This is a genomic window from Ligilactobacillus aviarius subsp. aviarius DSM 20655 (genome assembly GCF_001436315.1).
Lineage (GTDB): Bacteria > Bacillota > Bacilli > Lactobacillales > Lactobacillaceae > Ligilactobacillus > Ligilactobacillus aviarius.
On record NZ_AYZA01000015.1, the window covers coordinates 1 to 24,259 of the forward strand.

At 32.7% G+C, this 24,259-nt stretch carries 18 protein-coding genes and 1 pseudogene; 6 read left to right on the top strand and 13 right to left on the bottom strand.

Going from position 1 to position 24,259, the window contains the following annotated elements:
* From FC33_RS08270 to FC33_RS02475, 4 genes are all read right to left on the bottom strand, one after another.
* A partial coding sequence (locus FC33_RS08270; RefSeq protein WP_057827042.1) for a SpaA isopeptide-forming pilin-related protein occupies window positions 1–2,228 on the bottom strand: 2,228 nt, incomplete at its 3' end.
* 251 nt (window positions 2,229–2,479) lie between these two features.
* On the bottom strand, window positions 2,480–3,475 hold the full coding sequence (locus FC33_RS02465; protein ID WP_057827043.1) for a glycosyltransferase family 2 protein: 996 nt from the start codon (window positions 3,473–3,475) through the stop codon (window positions 2,480–2,482).
* Window positions 3,476–3,493: 18 nt separating this feature from the next.
* Complete coding sequence (locus FC33_RS02470) at window positions 3,494–4,129, bottom strand: sugar transferase (protein WP_146993465.1); 636 nt, start codon at window positions 4,127–4,129, stop codon at window positions 3,494–3,496.
* Window positions 4,130–4,153: 24 nt separating this feature from the next.
* On the bottom strand, window positions 4,154–4,942 hold the full coding sequence (locus FC33_RS02475; RefSeq protein WP_057827045.1) for a DUF4422 domain-containing protein: 789 nt from the start codon (window positions 4,940–4,942) through the stop codon (window positions 4,154–4,156).
* Between the two features lie 207 nt (window positions 4,943–5,149).
* Between FC33_RS02475 and FC33_RS02480 the strand changes: the two genes are divergently transcribed.
* The 3 genes from FC33_RS02480 to FC33_RS02490 are packed head-to-tail and all read left to right on the top strand — an operon-like array spanning window position 5,150 to window position 8,400.
* A complete protein-coding gene (locus FC33_RS02480) occupies window positions 5,150–6,184 on the top strand; it encodes a sugar transferase (protein ID WP_057827046.1) in 1,035 nt (344 codons plus the stop codon).
* A 5-nt stretch (window positions 6,185–6,189) separates the two neighbouring features.
* Entirely contained in the window at window positions 6,190–7,227 is a 1,038-nt protein-coding gene (locus FC33_RS02485) for a sugar transferase (protein WP_057827047.1), read from the top strand.
* Window positions 7,228–8,400 (top strand): hypothetical protein, encoded by a 1,173-nt coding sequence (locus FC33_RS02490; protein ID WP_057827048.1) that lies wholly within the window; start codon window positions 7,228–7,230, stop codon window positions 8,398–8,400. It begins immediately after the preceding gene.
* Window positions 8,401–8,541: 141 nt separating this feature from the next.
* Here the strand turns inward: FC33_RS02490 and FC33_RS02495 are convergent, their stop codons facing one another.
* Complete coding sequence (locus FC33_RS02495) at window positions 8,542–9,660, bottom strand: serine hydrolase domain-containing protein (RefSeq protein WP_057827049.1); 1,119 nt, start codon at window positions 9,658–9,660, stop codon at window positions 8,542–8,544.
* A gap of 173 nt (window positions 9,661–9,833) precedes the next feature.
* Window positions 9,834–10,833 (bottom strand): annotated as a pseudogene (locus FC33_RS02500) (glycosyltransferase family 2 protein).
* Between the two features lie 92 nt (window positions 10,834–10,925).
* Here FC33_RS02500 and FC33_RS02510 point away from each other — a divergent pair.
* Genes FC33_RS02510 through FC33_RS02520 form a run of 3 tightly spaced genes read left to right on the top strand, consistent with a single transcriptional unit; the run spans window position 10,926 to window position 13,806 of the window.
* Window positions 10,926–11,966 carry a glycosyltransferase family 2 protein gene (locus FC33_RS02510; protein ID WP_081037034.1) on the top strand — a complete coding sequence of 347 codons (1,041 nt, stop codon included), beginning with the start codon at window positions 10,926–10,928 and terminating at the stop codon, window positions 11,964–11,966.
* Window positions 11,967–11,981: 15 nt separating this feature from the next.
* Window positions 11,982–12,866: a capsular polysaccharide synthesis protein gene (locus tag FC33_RS02515; protein WP_057827053.1), complete on the top strand. Its 885-nt coding sequence runs from the start codon at window positions 11,982–11,984 to the stop codon at window positions 12,864–12,866.
* A 1-nt stretch (window position 12,867) separates the two neighbouring features.
* On the top strand, window positions 12,868–13,806 hold the full coding sequence (locus FC33_RS02520) for a beta-1,6-N-acetylglucosaminyltransferase (RefSeq protein WP_057827054.1): 939 nt from the start codon (window positions 12,868–12,870) through the stop codon (window positions 13,804–13,806).
* A gap of 234 nt (window positions 13,807–14,040) precedes the next feature.
* Here the strand turns inward: FC33_RS02520 and FC33_RS02525 are convergent, their stop codons facing one another.
* From FC33_RS02525 to FC33_RS02555, 7 genes are all read right to left on the bottom strand, one after another.
* Window positions 14,041–16,656: a YfhO family protein gene (locus FC33_RS02525; RefSeq protein ID WP_057827055.1), complete on the bottom strand. Its 2,616-nt coding sequence runs from the start codon at window positions 16,654–16,656 to the stop codon at window positions 14,041–14,043.
* 5 nt (window positions 16,657–16,661) lie between these two features.
* A complete protein-coding gene (locus FC33_RS02530) occupies window positions 16,662–17,855 on the bottom strand; it encodes a hypothetical protein (RefSeq protein ID WP_162257611.1) in 1,194 nt (397 codons plus the stop codon).
* Between the two features lie 2 nt (window positions 17,856–17,857).
* Window positions 17,858–18,871, bottom strand: coding sequence for a glycosyltransferase (locus FC33_RS02535; RefSeq protein ID WP_057827057.1), 1,014 nt, complete (start codon window positions 18,869–18,871; stop codon window positions 17,858–17,860).
* 15 nt (window positions 18,872–18,886) lie between these two features.
* On the bottom strand, window positions 18,887–19,879 hold the full coding sequence (locus FC33_RS02540; protein ID WP_057827058.1) for a stealth family protein: 993 nt from the start codon (window positions 19,877–19,879) through the stop codon (window positions 18,887–18,889).
* A gap of 174 nt (window positions 19,880–20,053) precedes the next feature.
* Window positions 20,054–22,513: a mucin-binding protein gene (locus tag FC33_RS02545; protein ID WP_155519388.1), complete on the bottom strand. Its 2,460-nt coding sequence runs from the start codon at window positions 22,511–22,513 to the stop codon at window positions 20,054–20,056.
* Between the two features lie 124 nt (window positions 22,514–22,637).
* The gene (locus FC33_RS02550; RefSeq protein ID WP_057827060.1) at window positions 22,638–23,414 is read right to left on the bottom strand and encodes a tyrosine-protein phosphatase; all 777 of its coding nucleotides are present in this window, start codon (window positions 23,412–23,414) and stop codon (window positions 22,638–22,640) included.
* Window positions 23,415–23,433: 19 nt separating this feature from the next.
* A complete protein-coding gene (locus FC33_RS02555) occupies window positions 23,434–24,252 on the bottom strand; it encodes a CpsD/CapB family tyrosine-protein kinase (protein WP_057827061.1) in 819 nt (272 codons plus the stop codon).
* Window positions 24,253–24,259: the final 7 nt, after the last annotated feature.

Sequence of the window (24,259 nt, forward strand, 5' to 3'; positions counted from 1 at the left end):
CTTGATGAACTCTTGATGCTTGAGCTCTTCTTGCTGCTGCTTGAAATCTTGCTTGAACTTAATTTCTTACTTGATGATGAACTCTTTACGCTTGAGCTCTTTTTGCTGCTTGATGAAATCTTGCTTGAACTTGATTTCTTTGATGATGAACTCTTAATACTTGAACTCTTCTTGCTGCTTGAAACCTTGCTTGAGCTTGACTTCTTGCTTGATGAGCTCTTAATACTTGAACTCTTCTTGCTACTGCTTGAAATCTTACTTGAACTTGATTTCTTGCTTGATGAACTCTTAATACTTGAACTCTTCTTGCTGCTTGAAACCTTACTTGAGCTTGACTTCTTGCTTGATGAGCTCTTAATACTTGAACTCTTCTTACTGCTTGAGATCTTGCTTGAGCTTGATTTCTTGCTTGATGAACTCTTGATGCTTGAGCTCTTCTTGCTGCTGCTTGAAATCTTGCTTGAGCTTGACTTCTTGCTTGATGAGCTCTTAATACTTGAACTCTTCTTGCTACTGCTTGAAATCTTGCTTGAACTTGATTTCTTACTTGATGATGAGCTCTTTACGCTTGAACTCTTCTTGCTGCTGCTTGAAATCTTGCTTGAACTTGACTTCTTGCTTGATGAACTCTTAATGCTTGAACTCTTCTTACTACTGCTTGAAACCTTGCTTGAACTTGACTTCTTTGATGATGAACTCTTAATACTTGAGCTCTTCTTGCTACTTGATGAAATCTTGCTTGAGCTTGATTTCTTTGATGATGAACTCTTAATGCTTGAACTCTTCTTACTGCTACTTGAAATCTTGCTTGAACTTGACTTCTTGCTTGATGAGCTCTTAATACTTGAACTCTTCTTACTGCTGCTTAAAATCTTGCTTGAGCTTGACTTCTTACTTGATGAACTCTTTACACTTGAACTCTTCTTACTGCTACTTGATGAGCTCTTTGAGCTTGAACTTGAACTACTGCTTGAAACTGCTGGCTTATCTGCAACAACCGGTGTTGCTGTGTGGTTATTGCTGCTGCTGATTACAACTTGAATTGGAGTTGAGCTTAATTGATAACCTGCAGGAGCCTTAGTTTCGACTAAGTAATATTGACCATCAGGCAAGTCATCAATTGTAATCTTACCATCTTGACCAGTTACTAAGTTTGTCTTAATAACTTGATGATTTGCATTTTCCAATTCAAAAACTGCTCCTGGTAAAACCTTTGTTTTATCGACCGAGTCAACCTTTGTAACCTCAATCTTACCAGCATAACTTTGAACTGTACCACCGGTCCCCCAGTTTACAGTCGCTGAATCTGTTGAACGTGACCACTTAACATTTGGTGTTGTGGTCGTAACAGTAGCTTTGTTGCTCCAAAGGTTACCACCATTATCATTAATATTTGTGATCGTTGTTTCATATTCAATTTCAACTGGCGTATCAATGTTACCTAAATCGAAGGTGATTGTATTCCCACTGACCGTTGCTGTTCCTGGAACGGTTCCCGTTTCGGTACTTTCTTGACCGTCATGATATTCAACTGAATGGAATGTTGCTGACCCATTATCATATGTTTGACCAGCACCAAGTGTATCGGTTACCTTTACATCCTTCAATGATTTACCTTGAGGATTAATAACAATATCCCAGTAGATCTTAGTCGGAACACCGTTTTTTTCAGCACCTTGATCAAGCCAGCCAGCTTTGTTAATTCCCCAATCAGGGTTATTATTTACCGTTCCGCCACCAGTAGCTGAACTGTTTGCTGTACTTGAAGATGATTCAACCTTCTTGACGGCTGTGACTGATAAGGTTCCGTGTTTGCCGTACTGGCCAGCAAGTTTACCGTTAAATGTAATCGTCCCAGTTGATGAACCCTTAGTAAACTTAACGGTTCCGACAACTTCACCGTTGGAATTCTTAACGACCCCAGTTGTGTCCTGGTTAACGACCATTCCTGCAGGTAATGTTACCGTTGCGGTATCACCGTCAGTAACGTTCGTGCTATCCGGAATTGACCAGTTATAACTGACGTTGTATCCTGTCCAACCATCAGCTGGCAAATCAGCCGGATTAACTTTCTGTCCCTGGCTATTTGTAACCGTTGCATCGCTACCGCTTAATCCCGTAATCGATGTGATTTCGTTTGCGTGGATCGCAGCGCCGACCGCAACAAAAACCGCAACAATTGCTGACGCAATGACAATCAGCAAGCTACGTTTCTTACCCTTTTTCATAACGAAAATCTCCTTACACCTTTTGTAACTCATTGCTTACTCTTAAAAAAGACATAACCTAATGAATTCGATGTTATTGTATAATTTAAAAATTTTGAAATGGTAAAGAGGTGTTAAGGAAGTCTTACGAAATTTATAAATTATCTTTAATTTTCAAAGCAAAGCATTAATAATATATGTAATCATAATTTATTGTTAATGATTTCCAACAGAAAATAAAAAAAGAGCCGTTTTCACGACCCTCTTCACTATTAACCTTCAACTTGTTTTTCATTTTGCTTAGCCCGCACAATGAATAAAATCGATGATAACCGATAGGCATGCATCTTAAGCAAAATTACCGGTAACATCCGCAATCCATGACATTCGCTTAACTTAATTCCGGATAAAGCTTCCTTAAAAATCGGTTTATTTAAAAGTTGCTTTAACTGTTTAATTTTCAAACTGTACTTAACCGGATTGGCCGATGCAAATGTCTCATGAACCATGATAATGTTAAAGTGCATCATCACGTATGTATTGAATGCTTTCTGAATTTCAGCCGGACAACCTTCCAAGTTCCGTTCGGATTCTTCCAAGGCAGTAAGGTAATCCTCTGACTTCCGGTCAAAGGTCGTCATTACCGATTCCGTATCCTTTGAGTAATGGTAACCAACCGGTAATGAAAACTTGATCGTTTCGCATTTCATTAAATATTGCAGCATAAAGTTGCCATCTTCAGCAACGCGCAGATTAGTATTGAACCTTAAATTGTATTTCTTAATTAAATCATGCTTGAAAATCTTTCCCCATGCTGTAAGATACTGGGTTGGATTTTCCATCATCATTGTTTTAGCATGGATGGATTCGTCGGCATCATAATACTTGGCCCGAACGACCTTTTGCTCTTCACCAGATTCAAATCCAAAAACATTCAAATCCGCCGTTTGCTCATCGTTCAACACGATCTTAAGCGGTGAGAGAACATAGTCATCCGCATCAACAAACATGATGTAATTGCCAGTGGCTTGCGCCAATCCGGTATTGCGCGCAACGGAAACACCTAGATTCTGTTGACTGATTGCTTTGACCCGTTCATCTTGGGCGGCATAATCCGTCATAATGGCAAGCGAATCATCCGTTGAACCATCATCCACTAAAATTATTTCTAAATTTTGATAATCTAAATTAATAATCGAATCCAAACAACGCTTTAAGTATTTCTCGTCGTTATACACTGGAATGATTATACTCAGTTTTTCTTCCATACTAATCCTCAACGTTCTTTAAAAAGCACCGTCGGCCTTAAAAATTGCAACGATATTCTTAAAAAAGACCTTAATGTCAAACCACAATGATGCATGGTCAACATAGTATAACTCAAGGTCGCACCGTTCTGGATACATAATATTACTTCTGCCGGAAGCTTGCCAGTATCCCATCGCTCCAGGCTTAACTGAAAGAAATTTATCTACCCGATCGCCGTATTCTTTTAATTCATCTTCAACAATTGGCCGGGGACCGATCAGTGACATGTCGCCCTTTAAAATATTGAAGAATTGCGGCAACTCGTCAATTGATGATTTCCGTAAGAAGCGACCAAACTTAGTAATTCGCGGATCTTCATCCGGTGGAAGCTTATACCCGTTTTCAATGTACTTTTGATAAAGTTGCGGGTCTTCTTCCAGCCGCTTTTCCGCACCAACGATCATCGACCGGTATTTATACATGTAAAATATCTTATGGTCTTTTCCAACACGTTTTTGTTTGTAAAATACCGGGCCCTTATTGTCACCAAAACGATCAATAATGAAAATTACTAAGGTCACTGGTATTAAAAAAATTAAAGCAATTACTGAAATCACGATATCCAGTAATCTCTTTACAAACAAATAGGCCTTATTTTGTTTTTTGACTGACAAAAAAGCCACCTCACAAACTAAAAACTACTTCTCGTCTTTATTAGGGTTTCCTTTGATCTTCCGCATTAAGAATGACGTGATTTTCTTAACCCAATGTTGCTTACCCATAAACATCACTGGGACTTCCGTATAGTTAATTTCATTCTTTTCAACCCAAACATCCATCAGCAATTCACTGATAAAGCCGTAAATTCGCTGTTCATATGGAGTATATCCGGTAATATCCGTTCGCTTTTCAACTTCAAAAAGCACATCCATTAACCAATCAGTATATTCATCAAAAATGGCTGACTTAGCAATGAACATGTTAAACATATGAGCCGATGTCCGTTGAACACACTTGTCAAAATACGGAACATAATCCGGATACTTTTCTTCTAACACTTTGCGGGTCGTTTCCATATCCTTGATGTGATGGATATGTTCATAGTGCGACCACGAAGTTTCAATGTAGTAATTTCGCTTTCTTGGCAAAATCATATCATATTTGTCCATCAATTTGGTCAACTGCTTTTCATTCATTACATGGTTATATTTTTGGTCAACAGTTGCAAAAAAGTGACTTCCACCGTCAGAGAAAAGCCGGCGGTAATGAACAAGTCCTTTAACGTCTGCTTGACGGTTATGAGCAACCCAGTATTGAGCCGTTAATTCTGAGTAATTCTGATTACGATCAGCAATGTTATCCCCTGTATTGTCCCGTAAATACCCTTTAAAGGTTTCCTTTGCCGGTCCAACTTGAAGCGGATAATAAATCTTTCCTTCAGGCATCCGGGTCTGTTTATGACTAACGACATAAATCTCAGATTTCATTAAAGGTCCTACTTTCTTATAGATTAGCCACTATCCGAGTATTATATTATATTTTTCCGGTAAAATAAAGTTAATCTTAGATTAATTAATCATTAATTGTCATTAAAGCTTACTGTAATAACAGTATATTTTGCGTTGCTCCATTACATTGTTGTGACGTATAATTACTTTATCTATGTAAAATTCTTTCGAATCAAGGAGCAAATAATGAATAATTATCTTGTAAATATTGATGACCCGGTTCTTAACGGGGGCCAAAAGGCTAAGAACGATATTACGCGGTTCTTAACCGAAGATGGGTTTAAGGAACTTAATATTCCAATCGTGATCCATCCAGAAGATAAGAGTCTTGGAGCCCAAATTCGGAAATTTAAGGATGGCTTGATTACCATTCCGAAAGCCATTAAAAAAATCAAAGATGCAGATAACATCGTCTTTCAATATCCGATTTATTCAACATTTATTATGAATAAATTGATTCCGGCAATCAAAAAGAACACGCATGCCAATTTGATCATTGTGATCCACGATGTTGAAAGTATCCGGATGTTCCAAGATGGCGGCTACCAACAGGATGAAATGAACATTTTGAATGCCGCTGATTTGATCATTTCGCATAATCAATTTATGACAGATTGGTTAAATCAGCAGCACGTCAACGCTAAAATCGTAAACTTAAACCTGTTTGATTACTACAACCCACAACAATTGAATACGAATAATTCATTTGATAAGAGTGTTGTTTTCGCCGGCAACTTAGCGAAATCTGAATTTTTACCAAAATTTAATCCAGATTTTCCATTGACTCTTTTCGGCCCGAATCCGGCTGACCAATACCAACCAAACGTCAGCTATCAAGGAAGCCTTGATCCTGACGAATTACCAGCACATTTGACCCAGAACTTCGGTTTAGTTTGGGATGGCACAAGCACAACAACGTGCGATGGGACTTACGGTCACTACCTTAAATACAATAACCCGCACAAAACATCATTGTATTTAAGCTCTGGTCTTCCGGTGATCATTTGGAAGGAAGCCGCATTAGCACAGTTTATTACTGAAAATAATGTTGGCTTCGCCGTTGCCAGCCTCGATGAGATCAATGACCGCTTGGATCAAATGACCACTGAGGATTATCAGACAATGAAGCAGAATACCATTGCCGTTGCTGAAAAATTACGTTCAGGATACTTCATTAAAACGGCAATGCACACAGCGCTTAAAGAACTGAAGGAGAATTAATCAAAATGAAAAACTACATTATTAATGACCTCGACGACAACACGATGAATGGTGGTCGCAAAGCCCGGAATGATGTTTTTACATTTGCGAAGCAAGACGGATTTAAGGAAATCCTTTTACCGTTTATCATTCATCCGCAAGATCGCAGTTTTAAAGCTAAGCTGCAAAAACTCAAATACAGTAAGATCACGATTCCTAAGCTGCTGAAGAATGCGAATGACGCGGATGTGATCGTCTTTCAATATCCAATGTACTCAACCTTTTTAATGAACCACTTAATTGAAGACATTAAAAAGTACACCCACGCTAAATTGGTTTACGTCATCCACGATATTGAAGGCATTCGGATGTTTGATGATACGGATAATTATTCAGATAACGAATTACGGCTTTTGAAACAGGCTGACGGGATCATCGCCCATAACCAACCAATGACTGACTGGTTGAAAGAACACGGAATCACCGTTCCAATCGTTAACCTTGGAATTTTTGATTATCAAAATCCGCAATTGATCAACCAAGATATGGATTACAACAAATCCGTTGTCTTCGCTGGAAGCTTGGAAAAGTCAACCTTCTTAACAAAGTTGAACCTGAAAGATACCAAGTTAACGCTGTACGGACCAAATCCAGCAGACCAATATCCAGACTGCATCCAATATGAAGGCAAACTTTCGCCCGAAGAATTGCCAAAGAAATTAACGCAAAACTTTGGCCTTGTATGGGACGGCGATGAACTCGATACTTGTTCTGGAACATACGGCCACTACTTACAATTCAACGCGCCGCATAAAACATCGTTGTACTTAAGTTCTGGCATCCCAGTAATCATCTGGAAGAAAGCTGCTATGGCCAAATTCATTGAAGAAAACCATGTCGGCTTAGCCATCGACAACTTAAACGACCTTGATGACGTCCTTGCTCAAATCACGGATGACGAATACAAGACAATCAAACAAAACGCCATCAACATGGCAATGCAGTTGCGTGAAGGCCACTACACTAAAGCCGCATTAGATCAAATTGTTAAGCAGGTGATGTAAATGGATTCGATCTTAACAAACTGGACAACGAAAGCAAGAAAATTTAAGGAAGCTCATCCGAACATTGCTTCTGCGCTATACTTGATTGCATTATCGATTTTCATTGTCGCAAGTATGATCAAGAATAGTCAGATGTTTCCGTTTTTCTCGCAGGGATTCATTTTTATTCTTGAATTAATTCCAGCATTAATGATTACCATCAAGATTCTGTTTCTTGATGAGCACAACTGGCAAGAATTAGTGATCTTCTTCTTAATGGAATTTTACCTGTACATGTCATCGTACATTGCTGCGAGTGTTAGCGTGTTTTATTTTAGTTTCTTCATTATTGGAGCTAAAGATGTCAAAGCGGAACAAATTTTGAAAGTCTTTATGTTAACGAACATCGCATTCATGATTGTGGCTGCGATTTTGGCATTGTCCGGCGTGATTTGGAACTATTCAACCACGCGGAGTTTGTATTCGCCAGTTTACCGATATGCGCTAGGAATGGCTTATCCAAGCGACTATGCTGCTCGTGGATTGTCCTTATTGCTGGCCTATGCTGTTTTGAAGAAGTTTCGGCTGCGCTTACCAGAATATATTTCATTCATTGCGGTCATCTTCTGGTTCTATTTGATTACCGGAACGCGGGTCGATCTGTTGCTTTCACTCTTACTGCTGGTCTTTCTGGTTGCTTACCCGAAGATCAAGCAACTGTTCAAAAAAATCAGTGTTAAAGCGGTCAATATTACAATGTTGGTTTACATGTTCTTGATCTACCTGATTGGATTCTTATTTACTTGTTTCCCAAGTAATAAGATTTTGAACCTGATCAATAGTGCTTTATCAGGCCGGTTATCACATGAACAAACGCTTTTCCACAACTTTCCAATCAGTTTCACCGGACGGTATATTTATCAGCCGGGTGGAGGATCCGGATTCTTCATTGACGCATCATTCTTCCGCATCTTATGGATGTATGGAATTCCAATGCTGCTGATTGCGATCGTTTTGTTCTTTATGTTGAATAACCGCTTCTTAAAGAATCTGAATTACTTGCCAATCGAATTGGCGTTCATCATCTTCTTTATCAGTGCGGGAATCGACCAGCACTTCTTGGACGCATCGTTTAACTTCGTGCCGCTGCTGTTATTCGCTAATCTGGAAATGTTTGATAAAGGGCAAAACTGAAAATAAAGTAAAACCTCGCCTAAATTTGGGCGAGGTTTTTGATTGCAATGAAATCTAAAAATATCTAAAAATGAATTTTTAAACAGCACCAAAACATAAAAATCAGGCACTGGCAGAAAACTTCTACCAGTGCCTTTTCCCTTATTCAAAGCAAATTTCTACTAATTTGCCCCTAACTTTCAACATCTGTTTAAATGAAATATTATTTGAAAAGAAAATAAATGTTTGATTGCTATCATAATTGGCAATGAAACAACTTTGACACCCATTCATCGCTCCATCTGCATGAATAGTTCCTTGTCCTAAATAAACACCATCGTAATACCTATTCGTATTTGAAGTGATATCGTTTAAAGGAATAATTTTATTACTCGTTAAAGCGTTGACAAAGTTCCAATAATCAATCGCACTGCTAAACATTCCGCCTGCTCCCAATGCAACCGACATTTTCCTTTTCAAGGTTTCAAAACATAAGTCATTTCCTGTGCTTTGCATATTTCCGCTAATTACATCCGCTTTATCATTGACTTGATTATAAAACTTTGTATTTTTTAATTTATATGGAACAAGAATATTTTTATTTATATAATCCTGATAGCCCATTCCTGATACTTTAGATACGATTCCTGCAAGTAAAGCATAGTCACTGTCAGAATAGTTCCATTTACCAATTTTACCCGTTGAATTCAAGTTCTTTTCAACAAAAGATAATGCATCATTTTCATTTTTTAATACTACTGGCGTTTGCTGATTCCCATCGTCAATTCCAGAAATATGCGATAACAAATCCCCAACCGTTATCTTGTTACTATTTGCAATCTTCGGATAAAATTTATTAATTGTCGTTGATAAACTAATTTTATGTTCATCAATTAACTTCTGAATTGCAATCCCAGTGTAAACTTTTTGCAATGACGCAATTGGATACAAGACATTCGGCCCAATCTTATTTTTAGCATCGTTACTTTGATCACTTTCAACAATGTTTGGCTTCTTGGACGGATCACCAAACAATACAATTCCGTTAATTTTATCTTTAGCCATTATCTTTTTTATTTTTTGTTCTTTGTCTTGATCCGTTGTACCGTTCATCTCATCAACGGTAACTTTATGGTAACCACTAATATCCGGATATTCATGCCCCGTCATTCTTTCAAAATAATAATGAGCCATACAATTTTTATTTAAAAAGACCATTATTAAAGCAATTAAAATAACAAAGGTAATACTCCCAATAATATACTTAACCTTATTCTTCACGTTTTTCCCTCATTCTTATTAATATAAAAAAACTAACCTTTATATTATATCTGATAGATTCAAATCATTCAATATAAAAAGAACTATGAACAAATCATAGCTCTTTTTATTCGGTAATTATGATTTCAATAATTATATTTAGATCACTATCTCAAACTTTTAAATAAAGCTGATTAATACCTTTTCTCGGGCTTTAATTTGTTCATTATCATTCCTGCAACAATTGTTAACCAATATTGATGCTTACTCAATAATTTTCGCACCAATTTTTTCCTTCCACTGAAGTATTTATCAAGATTTCCTAAAGAAATATATTTTTCATATTTATCAGATTGACTGATTGCTTTTAACTTTTTCGATGCTTCATAAACTGTAAACTGCTTTTCAAAAATTCCTGGCACAAAGTACCGATATACTAAGAAAATAATTCCTTTAGCCGCCATTCTCTGATTAACAATTGTTACCTGATTATCATTTTGATTATTGAAAAATTCATCTGTAACTTTTCTAAAATAAAGTTCATTATCCAAATTCTCTTTTTTGAATAAATAAACTGAATGCGCTTCTTGAAGATAATAATACTTTTTATTTGTCAAAATAATATTTTTTGCAGCTTCAATACACTGTAAATTGAAGTACATGTCTTCTCCTACACGCAGATTTGTATCAAAAGATAACTCGTTGTCAGTTAATAACTTTCGAAAATAAATGGTAAAGTTAACACCTATCTGAATGCGATGTTCTCCAATGTCAGCTAAGTTCTTTTTCTGCTTTTTAGTAACGCCACTGATTATTTGATCTTCTTTCAAGGCAGTTACATCTGAAAACAATAAATCAGTATCTGGCTTTACCTTTTTCCAAACATCCAGTAATTTTTCAGAATCAATAATATCATTCGCATCAAGAAACATAATATACTTTCCTTCTGCCTTTGTTATTCCTGTATTTCGTGCTGAACTTACCCCCCCCATTTTCCTTTTTTATTAAACTAAACATATTACTATTCTTAATAAATCCTTCTACAATACTTGCTGTACTGTCTTTGGAACCGTCATCAACACAAATGACTTCGACGTTTTCATCACACTTATCTATAAAATCATGAATTGAATTCAACACGTTATTAATCGTACTTTCACAATTATACATTGGAATGACAATACTTAAATCCATAACGTTCTTCACTCCTTAAACCTATAATCATATTATTAATAATATCAAAAATTATTTTTACTTAAATGGCTTTCTAAAAAAAAATAGCTATAATGGTATTATTGATTTATAAACCATTAACACTTGGAGGATTAATTTTGAAGTTACTTACACTTACAATCGCAGCGTATAATGTAGAAGACTATCTTGAAGATACATTATCCAGCCTTTACAAAAGCAAATTCTTAGATGAATTTGAAGTCTTGATCGTTGATGATGGTTCAAAAGACAAAACGTCTGAGATTGGAAAAAAATACGAAAATTTAGCACCTCAGACATTTAAATACATTTCAAAAGAAAATGGTGGGCATGGCTCAACAATCAACAAAGGAATTGAATTAGCGACCGGAAAATACTTTAAAGTCATTGATGGCGATGATTGGGTAAATACTGAAGCATTTGATCAATTCATAACAAAATTGCGAAACACAGATACTGATCTTGTATTGACACAACATGTTGAGATATATCCTGATAAAAAAGAATTAATTGATATGACGCATGATATTGAAGCAAATAAGATTTATTCTTTAAATTCTAAATTAAATTTAGAAGCATCTCTCCATACAATTAGTGTTAAAACTGAACTTTTAAGAAAATACAATGCTCACATTACTGAAAAAGTCCTTTATGATGATGCTGAATACGTAATTTGGGCATTATACGTTTCTGAAGATTTTATCTATTTTGATCTTCCTGTATATATGTATAGAAAAGGCAATGAAAACCAAAGTGTTTCTAAAAAAAGCATGATAAAGAATATTAAAATGCAAGAAAAAGTTGCCTATAGACTTGTTGAACTAGATAAAGACTTTATAAAGAGTATTAGCGATAATAAACAACGGGTAATTTTAAAAACAATTATCCAATCTGTTGGTGGGGCTATGCGTACATATTTACTTTTTGAAAAATATGATAATTCGAAAAAACAATTTATTAATTTTGATTCTCATATTAAGGATATTTCACAGGATGTGTATAACCAACTAAACAGTAATAAATTTATTTCATTAATTCGAAAAGGAAATTACGTACTATTTCCATTAATTCGATTAGTATACCGAATTCGTACAAAAATTAAATTTAATTACTAAGCGAGGTAATTATCGATGAATGATCTATCTCTATTAATAGCTAAAGTATTACGCAAATTTAATTTTCCAATAAAATTAAATGTTAAATATAATGATTGGCGACACAAAAGAATCCTTAATAAATTAACCCCCTACTTTATCCAGGCTAGTAATGATTTATCTGTCGAACCGGAAGAAAATGGGAATAACAAAATTTGGATTTTATGGTGGCAAGGCGAAAAAAGTATGCCTGTTCTTGTAAAATCATGTTTTGATTCTATCAAAAATAATGCTGGGAATGCTGAAGTAATTCTTATTGATAAAGATAACGTACGAAATTTTGCTGATTTTCCTGAATACATTTATCAAAAAGTATCATCAGGAAAAATATCTTTAACACATTTTTCAGATTTACTAAGATTCAACTTGTTAAAACAATATGGCGGATTATGGATGGATGCTACTCTTTTTGTTACGGATAGATTAGAAGATTCCATTTTCAAGGATGATATATATACATGTGCTGGACATGAAGATAAAGAGCATTTTTTTGTTACCCAAGGAAGATGGTGTGGCTTTTTTATAGGTGGTAAAAGAAATCAGCCTCTATTCAATTTCATGAACAATTTCTTCTTAAATTATTGGGAAAAAAATGATGAATTAATTGACTATTTTATGATTGATTACGCTTTAAACTATGCGTGGGAAAATAATATAGGAAATTTTAGATATTGGTGTTCAAAAGCAATCGGTAGAAACAAAAATATGTTTAAGTTACAAGATTATTTGAATTCTCCTTTTAGTCAAGAAACTTTGACTAAATTAATATCAAATACTTCTGTGTTTAAACTTTCATATAAAAAGAAATTGCAAAATGATTCCAATAATTTTTACCATAAATTTATTTTAAAGGAGCATTAATATGGAAAAACATGCTTATCTAATAATTGCTCAAAATGAATTTAGCCAATTAAAAAAAATCGTTTCAGTTATTGATGATACCAGAAATGATATATATATACATATTGATAAAAAAGTTGCATTCTCAGAAGATACTCGTCAATCAATTGAAAAAGAAGTTACTCATAGTAACATTTATTGGATTCCTAGAATTGAAGTAAATTGGGCAGGTCCATCTCAAGTACAAGTAGAATTAAATTTACTTGACTTTGCTATTAAAAAGGACGCATATTCTTATTATCATTTAATGTCCGCTAAAGATTTACCTTTACAAACACAAGATTATATCCATAATTACTTTAAAGAAAATTCAGTTGAATGTGTGGGTTTCTTTAATAAGGAACATTTTTTACAAGAAAAACCGTGGAAAAGGGTAGAACAATATCATGCTTTCCCAGAAAAATCTGTTCGTAGCTTTAAAAACAAATTTACCATTTTTACGTTTAGAGTATATCGTTTTTTAGAAAAAAAGATTCAGACACTCTTTAAAGTTAACCTATGGAAGAAATATAATTATAAGATAGGCTATGGAACTAATTGGTTTTCTATTAGTAATAATCTAGCAACTAAATTAATTTCTCATAAGGCCGAAATATCGAAAGCTTTTAGGCATTCTATTTTTGGTGATGAATTGCTTGTTCAATCTTTTGTACTGAGTTATCCCCAAAAATTTAATTTATCCCTAAAAATAAACGAGAAAGATGACGGTTCAAAAAGATTTATTGATTGGAACAGGAGCGATAATGGCGGTCCGCACATATGGCGAAGCAACGAATTTGACAAACTTGTAACTGCTCAAGAACAAGGATTTTTATTTGCTCGAAAATTCGATTCTCGCTTTGATAATGATACTATAAATAATTGGGTGGATTACTTAAAGAATAGTAAAACAAGTAAGTAATAAAAATACTAACTTAAATTTAATATGAATGTATACTTTTGGTACTGATAGAGAAACTTTATCAGTACCTTTTTTATTCTAGTTAGTGATAAAATCCACTATAATATCAAAATTCTCAAAAAAAGTATTTTAAATTTTCTATTAAATAAAAAAGCTGAGTACCATTATAGTACTCAGCATAGTCTATTCAGCTCATAAATTATTTTAAATATCATTCATAAACTTTATAGACTTCTATCTTTTCTTTTTTCTTATTATACTAATGCATACAATTAATGTTCCTAAGATGAAAAGCATTCCTGAAGTCTTTACTCCTGGAACTTCATAATGAAGTGTAATTTTATTAATACCTTTATTAAGTTTAATTCCCATAAAAGTACTAATTAGAACTTTAGGACTCTGCTTTTTACCATTAACTGTTACATCCCATCCTTTATCATATGGGATTGTTAACATTAAATAATTTGAATCAAAGTCTTTAGTAGTTTCAATATTAATTGCATTTCCTCTAACTTTATTAATTTTCACATTAGATTTTTGTACATCTGTTGATAATTTATCTACTAGCTTTTCATCTTCTACAGCAACAATTGGTGCTAATATTTTTACATCATGACCTCTATGCACTAATTTAATATTTATAACTTCATCTTTTCTAAACTTTCCGAGTGCTACTATTCCATTTTTACTGTTTTTTCCTTCTCCATTATTCAAAGTATAATAGTTAGAATTTATATTCCCTAATTTCCTGTCATTTACATATAAAGTTAACTCAGGAAGTTTTGCCATCATCTTTTCAGGTAAATACATATAAACAATTCCTGATCTGGATGTTTTATACATATAAGCATTCGATACTTGGGAAACTTTTTCATTACTCAGATTTAAATAACTATATAGATCTTTTACCCCAAATAATTTTTCAAATACCTTGTTTTGATATTTAAATGGATTGTTATTTGGTAATCCTGGAAAATCAATTTTTTCAACAGCACTTTTATCTACAGGAAAAGCTAATGGTAAGCTACATTTATTTTTATAAACTTTAAAATCGTTAATATCTTTACTCTCACCGACAATTGAAATTCCATTTTGTAAAGAAGAGATTGAGCGCAATTCATTATCACTTGCGATAACATTTTTGGCATAGGTTCTATTATTCCCAATATAGTACTTTGTACCCATTAAACTATCCATTGCCAACGTAGATCCATTATTATAAGAGCTCCAACGATATACTGGATTAGTTCTTTGAAAATAACCAACTGTTGACATAAAGTTTATCAATTGAGTTGGTTGTTGTGAAACATAATTTGATAGTCCATTAAAATCATACAGTAATGGATCATTAGGATTCATTTCATCTGCAGTTCCAATTCGATAAAACGATTTGTCACTTTTATTAATTTCATCCGTTACCGGCTTCATTGTATTGTAACTTTTAGTAAAAGCCGCTAGATTGGTACTTTGATTTGATAATTTATTAAATACTGCCACATTTGAAAAAATAATATCTAGCATTACAATTGGTAATAACCATCCAGTATATTTTCCATTTTTTACTGAAAGTAATGCAGCAGCAACAATAAGTAACAACATATTTATTATTAAGTTAGATATGTTATGAACACTTACAAAGTTTAATACAATTAAAAGTAACGTTACTAAAATTGGAATTTTTATATTTTCTTTTTTTACATTAAAATGCTTTGCATAATTACTTGAAATAATCACCAATACGAAATCAACAATAAATGTTCCGCGCTGTGGATATCCATGTGGAGCTGTGAACCCATGCCATATAAAATAAAGTGTTTGATTCCATGTAAATAAGAACAATATTCCCAACAATATTCCTGTAAGAATCTTCTCTTTTTTATTAATTAGTTTACTGAAAAAGAAACTTACTAAAATAAATGTAATAACAAAAGACATATATACATGTGGATAGTGGTTAAAGGCAATACCAGAATTCCCAATTATCTGTCCTTTAGCTGAATCAATATTAAAAAATAGATTATTAAATAAATCTTTTATATGGTAAATTCGGTGTAGATTTATTTGTAATGTAGCCTGATCTTTTACCATCTTTTGACATAAATACGAAGGTATTATGCTAATCGACCCTAAAAGAAAAGAAGTAATTCCTGTTATAGCTAATACTTTTGTACGATTAAAAATATATTTCTTATCTTTTACACTTAATATCCAAATAAAGTAAGAAATAGCAATGAAAACAGTAATCATAAAGGTAATATAGTAGTTCATTAACAACATTACTGTATATAAGATACCAAATTTCCAGCCACTCTTACCGTCCAATAATTCTTCAAGGAAAAGCATCAAAAGGGGGAAAAATGCAATAACATTAAACCACATTTCGCAATGATTATATAAAAAGAAATATGAACTTAGTGAAAAACAAAGCGAAAAAACAACATTTATCCCATTATTTGATTGTCTTGTATATTTCGATTTACTTAAAAATACGTATGTCAATAAACTTGTTAAACAAGCATTGAACACTGTATTCAATTCAAAAAATAATGGAATCTTATTTATTGGAAATAGTAGTGATATTAAATTAATTGGTGATAGTAAATAGTATGTTAAAACGCTAAAAAATTGACCACCTAAATTTAACTTATATGAAAAAAGTAAATTTTGCGGATGCAAAATATTTTCACGAAAATACGTTAAAATTGCAATATATTGATTATTCGCATCATTTATCGTGATTGAATTATTTCCAAATGGAAAAACTTTTACAATGCTAAACATTACCATTAATACTACTAATGGTAATACAAAACTTATTACTTTATTTGATAATTCTTTTTTACTTTTCATTATACTTACCTAATCGTCTTATTTTCTTTTGAAATAAAATAATCTGTATTCGCTAATAACAATATTGCCATAAAATTAAACGAATAGTGGAACATATATGATTCAAATATATTATCTATAATAATCAAAGAAAGAATAATCGCTAATGAAAACTTCTTTTCTTTAATAAATTTATATGAGAAATATACAATACATCCAATTACAACCAAGAAAATTAGTAATCCATAAATTAGTAATGTTTGTAAAAAGAAGCTATCAATATAGAAATAATTAGTATGTAACGCTCCTTGATTTATTAAATAGCCAATTTGTCCACCATATCCACGCATATAAATAAACTGGCCAAATAATTTAATTGGATAGGTCATAGCAGCAACATATCCAAGATACAATCTATTAGAAAACAATTTAATATTAATCATTTGTTCAAATTGAGAAGATGAATTAAAATGATATGCTAAATATAGCGATGATAAAATAATGACTAATATTAAAATTGGAACTACAATATTAATTTTCTTTAAAATACGACAAATCGGCTTATAAAATAAAGCTACAATTCCAGCTACACATATTAAAAGCATTGCAGTTTTGGCATACGCAACTTTTTTTACTATAAATGCAATTACAAATATCATCAAATTTTGAAATAATGATATATCAAATTTCTTATAAGTTAAATATGCAAGTACTAAGTACATTACAGTTGCTCCCAATGTTGTAGGATATACCATTCCAAGTGCCTTTCTGCCAACACTTGATGATCCTGTGTTATAAGAAAAAACGTAATTAGGAATTTTTCCTGATATAGCTAGCATTACTGTGATTCCTAATAATATTGTGACAGTCATAAAAAAGAATTTAACTATTTTTTTCCCATCGATATCCTTAGAAGAAAAAATAACTGGAAGTAAATATATTAAATCTCCATTTTTGGTATATTTGTAATTAATAAATGCTATAATTTCCAATCCTAAGAATGAGATAAAATTTAAAGTACTATTTTTTTGAAATAGAAAATATTTACTAAGTAATAGTATTTCACCAGTAATTGTAATTGGACGATACATTGAAGTTACAACAGATCCTAAAGTTGTACTTGTTAAAAATTGAATCGATATTACAAGTATTAATCCAGTAAAATAAATTAAATTTATAATATTTTCTCTTCTTTTACTTTCCAAAATTAATTCTCCCATTTCTAATTTGCAGCTACTTCTAAGGCTTTTAACAAATTCTTACCTTCTCTGATACGCTTTCCATAATTGATAACAGCTTTTTTCATTAATAAATACTCCTCGGAACTTACATTCGAAGTAATTAAATCTAAATCAGAGATATTATCAACTACAATTCCTAAATTGTTTTCCTTAACAATCGAAGCAATTCCTGCTTCCTTCCAAACAATAATTGGTAATCCTGAACTTATGTACAAGGAAGCTTTATGTGGAGAATTATACTTTGTATAATCACCAAACACACCTTTAGAAGAGTCTAAGGATGTTCCATCCCAAACGAGTCCGAAATCAGCGTTTAAATATTTAGGTAATTCATCTGAAGGATAAGCTCCACGATATTCCACATTATTTTTCAGAGAAAATACTGGTTTGGGAGTTCCAAATACTTCTAAATGTATTTTCTCTAAACTTATATTTTTTAGAAATTCGCTTTTTTCTAAATTGCCCGCATAGCAAATTTTGTTAGTTTTTTCTTCATTTTTAAACATTTCTTGCGGATTTAAATAATCAAAAAGTCCCTGTACAACCATTTTGGTAGTTACACCCATTTGTACAAGTTTCTCTTTCATTTTAATAGTGTGTACTATAATTGAGTTCACACTATTAAAAACCGCCATTTCTTTCTCTATATACTTTTTATCATCAGTTCTTAATCTTAAGGCTTCAATATCATGAATCAATAAAATTATTTTAGCATTAGGCGTATAATGTCTAATATTTTTAATAACATTTTCTATAATAAAAATAGAATAAAGTGGATATTGAATAACATACGACTCAGCTGGATGTTCTTTAACTATTTGTTTTATTTTCCAAATACCTTGAAATAATTTTTTAATTCTAGAATTTGAATTTGATATATCAAGAGGTGTGTAACCATTCTTTTCTAAAATTAAACGATCATCATTTTTAGCCTTTGAGCCCGCATCAAATGTTTTACTATCTTTTATTGAAGTAATTACATATTTATCAACCATCTTCTCACCTCTTAATTATTTTTCAAATTCTGATTTATTAGGAAATTTCTCTTCTAACAAATTAATTGTTCGGTTCTTAATTTCATCAAATAGATTATCATCATCAACGGAATCATCATTTAAGCAAAATCCAAGATATTCTTCCCTTGTAATTACATCTTTAATAACATTAAATTCTCCACCAATTGGTAAGAATTTACTACGTTTTTTTATTTTCACTGGTGTAAAATTGCCAGCCGCAAGTTGATAATAACGCATTAAATAATCTGGAATATCAGTATTTGCATCCCGAACATGATTATAACTACTTTTTTCTAGCTCTTCTCCAAAATCATTCCAAACATCTTCAAATGTTGACTTTAAGAATGGTTGAACCCAATGCGTAGACATAAAACCTGTAAATTGTGAATATGGTAAAGAAAGAAAACTTCTCAAGCCCTGCACTCCATACTTTGTCGAAAAATATTTATTAAAATTTTCTTTTATAAATTTTTTCTTATTAAATTTCTGATTAATGAATAGCATTGCCCCAAATAATGACTTAAACCATGGGATTGATGCTGTAAGAGCATTTTCCACTAAAAAATCACATGGCAGTCCATTTTTAAAGAAATCTGTTTCTTTTACAGGTGCATTAAGGAACATATCATCGTTAAAAATAATAAACTTATCAGATAAACCAGGAATTTTATGTGCGTTTAGCTGAATTACATTTGAATTAAATGTCGGTAAATATTTTTCATCAATAATCTCTTTATGATCAACAATTGAGACTTTAGGATTATCTAAATTTAGCCAATCTGGACATTGATTATCAGTAATTATATATATATGATTTGCCCATGATGCATACTTTTCTATTGAACGAAATACATATTTAAATGTTCCCCATTCACGAAATCTTCGATCAGCAAATTCTTTTTCGGGCATATATTGTTTAGCTTTTTTTTGCCAATTAGGATCACTACCATCAACCCATGTAAAAACTATATCGATTTTTTCTTTCACTTTGAACTCAACTTTCTGAATAAATTTAATATAATAATCTCTTGTTATTTTAATATATTAATGCCATAAAAACCATAAACTTACTAATAATAATTAGCAATCACAAAAAATGAGGCATTAAATTTCTAAAGAAATTCATATACCTCATTATAATCCTATGCTCTAACTGACATATTACCTATTGTTTTTTTCTTTTTTTGATAGCCTTAACATAGCTAAAATTCCTGAAAATGCTAATGCAATCGTACCTAATAAAGTATGTTTGTTTGAATTTTCGCCAGTTTGAGGTAATGTACTCTTCTTCGAATTTTGTAACTTTTCACTTAAAGCATTTTTAGTTGAAATATTTTGTTCTGCATAACCTGATGTACTAATTTCATTGTTATTTACTGACTTGTCAGCTGGTTTATTTTCACTCGTGTTATTATTTGCCGGCTTATCAGCTGGTTTATTTTCACTCGTGTTATTATTTACCGGCTTATCAGCTGGTTTATTCTCGCTCGTGTTATTATTTGCCGGCTTATCAGCTGGTTTATTCTCGCTCGTGTTATTATTTGCCGGCTTGTCAGCTGGCTTATTTTCACTCGTGTTATTATTTGCTGGCTTATCAGCTGGTTTATTCTCACTCGTGTTATTATTTACCGGCTTATCAGCTGGCTTATTTTCGTTCGTACTTTCTGATTTAATTTTTGAATACGTAATCGTTTGAACAATATTTGAACTATTTTCAGTTACTTTAATTAAATTACTATTCTCTTGGCTAGGAACATATCCATTAATTTGAGGAGATTTCACACTACTAAATGTAGTCTCAGTTGAAGTCCAATTTTCATACGTAATTTTTCCTGTAACCATATCCTTTTTCGCCGTTCGAATAAAGGTAATTGTCTGTTTAACAGAAGGAGCGGCTTCCTCTCCATTTTCATAACGGTAATTAATCGTATTTGTTATTTGTTTTGATAAGCTAAGGTTTAATGGATTATTTGAATTTGAATAGTTTTCAATTTTATGCTTCAACTCAACATTGAATGTTTGATCATTCTTTTCAAATTTCTTTCCATTGCCATAACCATTTGATACAAGTTCATATCCCTTAGCTTCCAATTCTTTAATTTCATTCGCGGTCGAATAATTACTTTCAGATCCCACTTTACCTGAAATTTTATCCGACTTTATAACCTTACCAGTTGTCTTATCAACATAATTTATTGTGATATTACCATTGCTTTGTACCCCACTTAATTCCGCAGCCTTGTCTGTCATCGGAATCCATTCAGGACTATTTCCTTGGTTACTACTATCTGGATCAACCCATCCTACAATATTTAATGTTCCTTTTTCTAAATAACTTTTTGGCATCCAATCTGGTTTAATATATGCCCAAGTATAAGTGTTAGTATCGCCTGCTCCTGTATACCCTGGAATATAGAATAACGAATAATTGCCATCAGTTGCTTTATCATGATCAGCAGTATATTGGCTTGTTGTTTTATTATCTATCTTATATCCCTTAGGCACATAGACTTTGTAATACACTTTGCTTGACTGTTTTGTTTGTGTTAAGTCTGGTAAATCTTTAATTGGAATAAATGGATAATTTGCAATCGGGTGGCTATCTTTATTTGAAATCCAATGAATTTGAATTCCATCTTGTTTATTCACAGGAAGTGGATGTCCTGTCTTTGCATTATACAAGAAAAGTTCGAATGTACCTGTTCTTCCGCGTTCAGCCGCGTATTGTTGCCAATTAAATCTTACTTCCGTATCTGAAATAAAATTAAAAAAGTGAGATTTATCAATATCAAAATTTTCTGTATACGCCACATCAAATTTGTACCCGGTTGGAGCATTAATCGTTACATATGGGCTTGTTTCGAATTTATCCACACTCGTTTGATTACCATAACCGTATGTCGTCCCAGGTAAACCTGACATAACATCGTCATTTTTTCCCCACTGATCTTTATAGCCAACCATGACATAATCCATATCTTTTTCCCAACGGTGCCCCGTTTCCTTCCAAGGATATACAGGTGCAAAAGTCCCATCAGAGGTAACATTATTTACATCATTAAAATAAATAAAATCATGATATTTATATTCATCCTTATTAACTGTTGATTCTTGCACTTTTGAAGAAGCATCAACTGATGAAGATGAACTTTGTACATTTAAATTAGTCTTTTCTAAGCTAGATGTACTTGAAGTTTTTGATGAATCATTTACTTTTAAATTCAAATCATTTTGATGTAAATTCGTACTTGAATTTACCGCTGCTTGTGATGATTGCGAAAATTTAATTTTTGTATTTTGAGATGAACCGATCTTTTCCTCACTTGAAGATTTAATTTGTGTAGAATTAGAATTTTCCTCAGATTGGTTATTTAAAGCTCTTGATTGTACTGCTAAACTAGAACCTTCTTTAGAAGATGTTTGTGATGATCTCAAAGAATAGACACTTGAACTACTTGATGATGAGCTAGAGCTTTTTACAGTTGAATTACTGATGCTGTTACTTTTAATATTTACATTATCAGCATTTACATTAGTATTAAAAAAAGAATTTGCGGTTAGTACTCCACCTAAAACAAAAGTACTAACTAATAATTTTTTATTGATATTTGTGTTACTCAATACTTGACACCCTTTCAAAATTATTATACCCTTAAAGTCTTAATATTATTTAACAAAATTTCTTATAATCTATAAAATTCCGTTTATAAAAAAGAGATGCAAATTCTGCATCTCCCATTTATAACTAGAAAAAGAAAAATCGTTTTTTCTTCTTTATTGGTGAATAGTCGTGTGCCACAACACGTTCCCCATTAATCAAATCTTCAGCGCTTTTTTCAAATTGAATAGCTTTATCTTCTCCAAAATCATCTGCAATTTGATTTAATGCTTCATGTAACACAAATTTTCTTCCTTTTAATGTGTGAGCATCAGAAGCAACAATTTGAACTAAATTATGCTCTACCATTTGCTTTGATATTTCAGCGACTTTTTCACCAAAGCCACCAATATAACTTGTTGCCGTAACCTGAGCCAAAGCCCCTTTTTCAATGAAATTATATAATAATTTAAGGTTGCTTTGAATTTCACTATTTCTTTCTGGATGAACGATTACCGGCGTTGTTCCTAATTTTTTCAAATTAAAAATCATCTGTCCTGCATACTCTGGAACGTTCCCATGCGGAAATTCAAGTAACATATATCGTTTATTGGCATCAATTCCTAATAAATCATCATAATTGGAAATTAAATTTCCATTGATATGAACTTCTTGTCCTGGGAAAATCCGCAATGGAATTTGATGAGCAATTAATTCGTTTTGAAATTCATTAGTTGCCTTAATTACGTCATCTTTATGATTCACGTATTCGTTATCTAAATGATGTGGCGTACATAAAATATGAGTCACCCCATCATTAACGGCCTGTTTAGCTAACATCAATGAACTTTCTAAATCTGGAGATCCGTCATCAATTTCCGGTAGAATATGACAATGCAAATCAACAATCTTTTCAAATTCCACAGTTCATCCACCTTATTTCTTAGTGTTTTGATTTTTTGTGATGCTTTCGGTGACTATGACCTTTTGATTCATTTTCATCATTTCCATAACCGTACCCATAACCATATCCATAACCGTAGCCATAACCATAACCATAGTAGCCACTATGTTCAACTTTAACGTCATTCAGTACAGTACCAATGATTTTACCGCCAACATGGTTCAACGCATCCACCGCATCATGAACGGCATTTTTATTAGCAACGTTTTGACGTACAACTAAAACCGTTCCATCAACCCTGGCTGCAATCAATTGGGCATCAGTTACTGTCAAAACTGGTGGGGCATCATAAATAACTAAATCAAAATTATTTTCTAACGCACTTTGCAATGTTTCCATTCGCTTTGAGCCGATTAATTCTGACGGGTTCGGTGGAACAGGTCCGCTTGGCATTACATATAGATTATTCACTGTTGTCCCATAAAGAACATCATTGACATTAAAATTCCGATCAGTCAAAAAGTTCGTTAATCCTCGTGAATCAGCAATTCCAAAAGTTGCTTGAATGGTTGGCCGTCGTAAATCAGCATCGACCAATAATACCTTTAAACCTTGCTTCGCAAATGAGGCCGCAACATTCGCTGAAATTGTTGACTTTCCTTCTGAAGCTGTCGATGAAGTGATCATAATGCTTTTATAATCCTGATCTGCACTTGAATAAGTAATGTTTGTCCGAATTGTATTAAATTGTTCGGTATCTACTGACTTAGGCTTAGCAACAGTAACAAGATAGATACCTTTTTCCATACTTGTTGTATCAAGCTCTTTTTTTCTATTAAATAAATCCTTAATACCCATTGTTCAC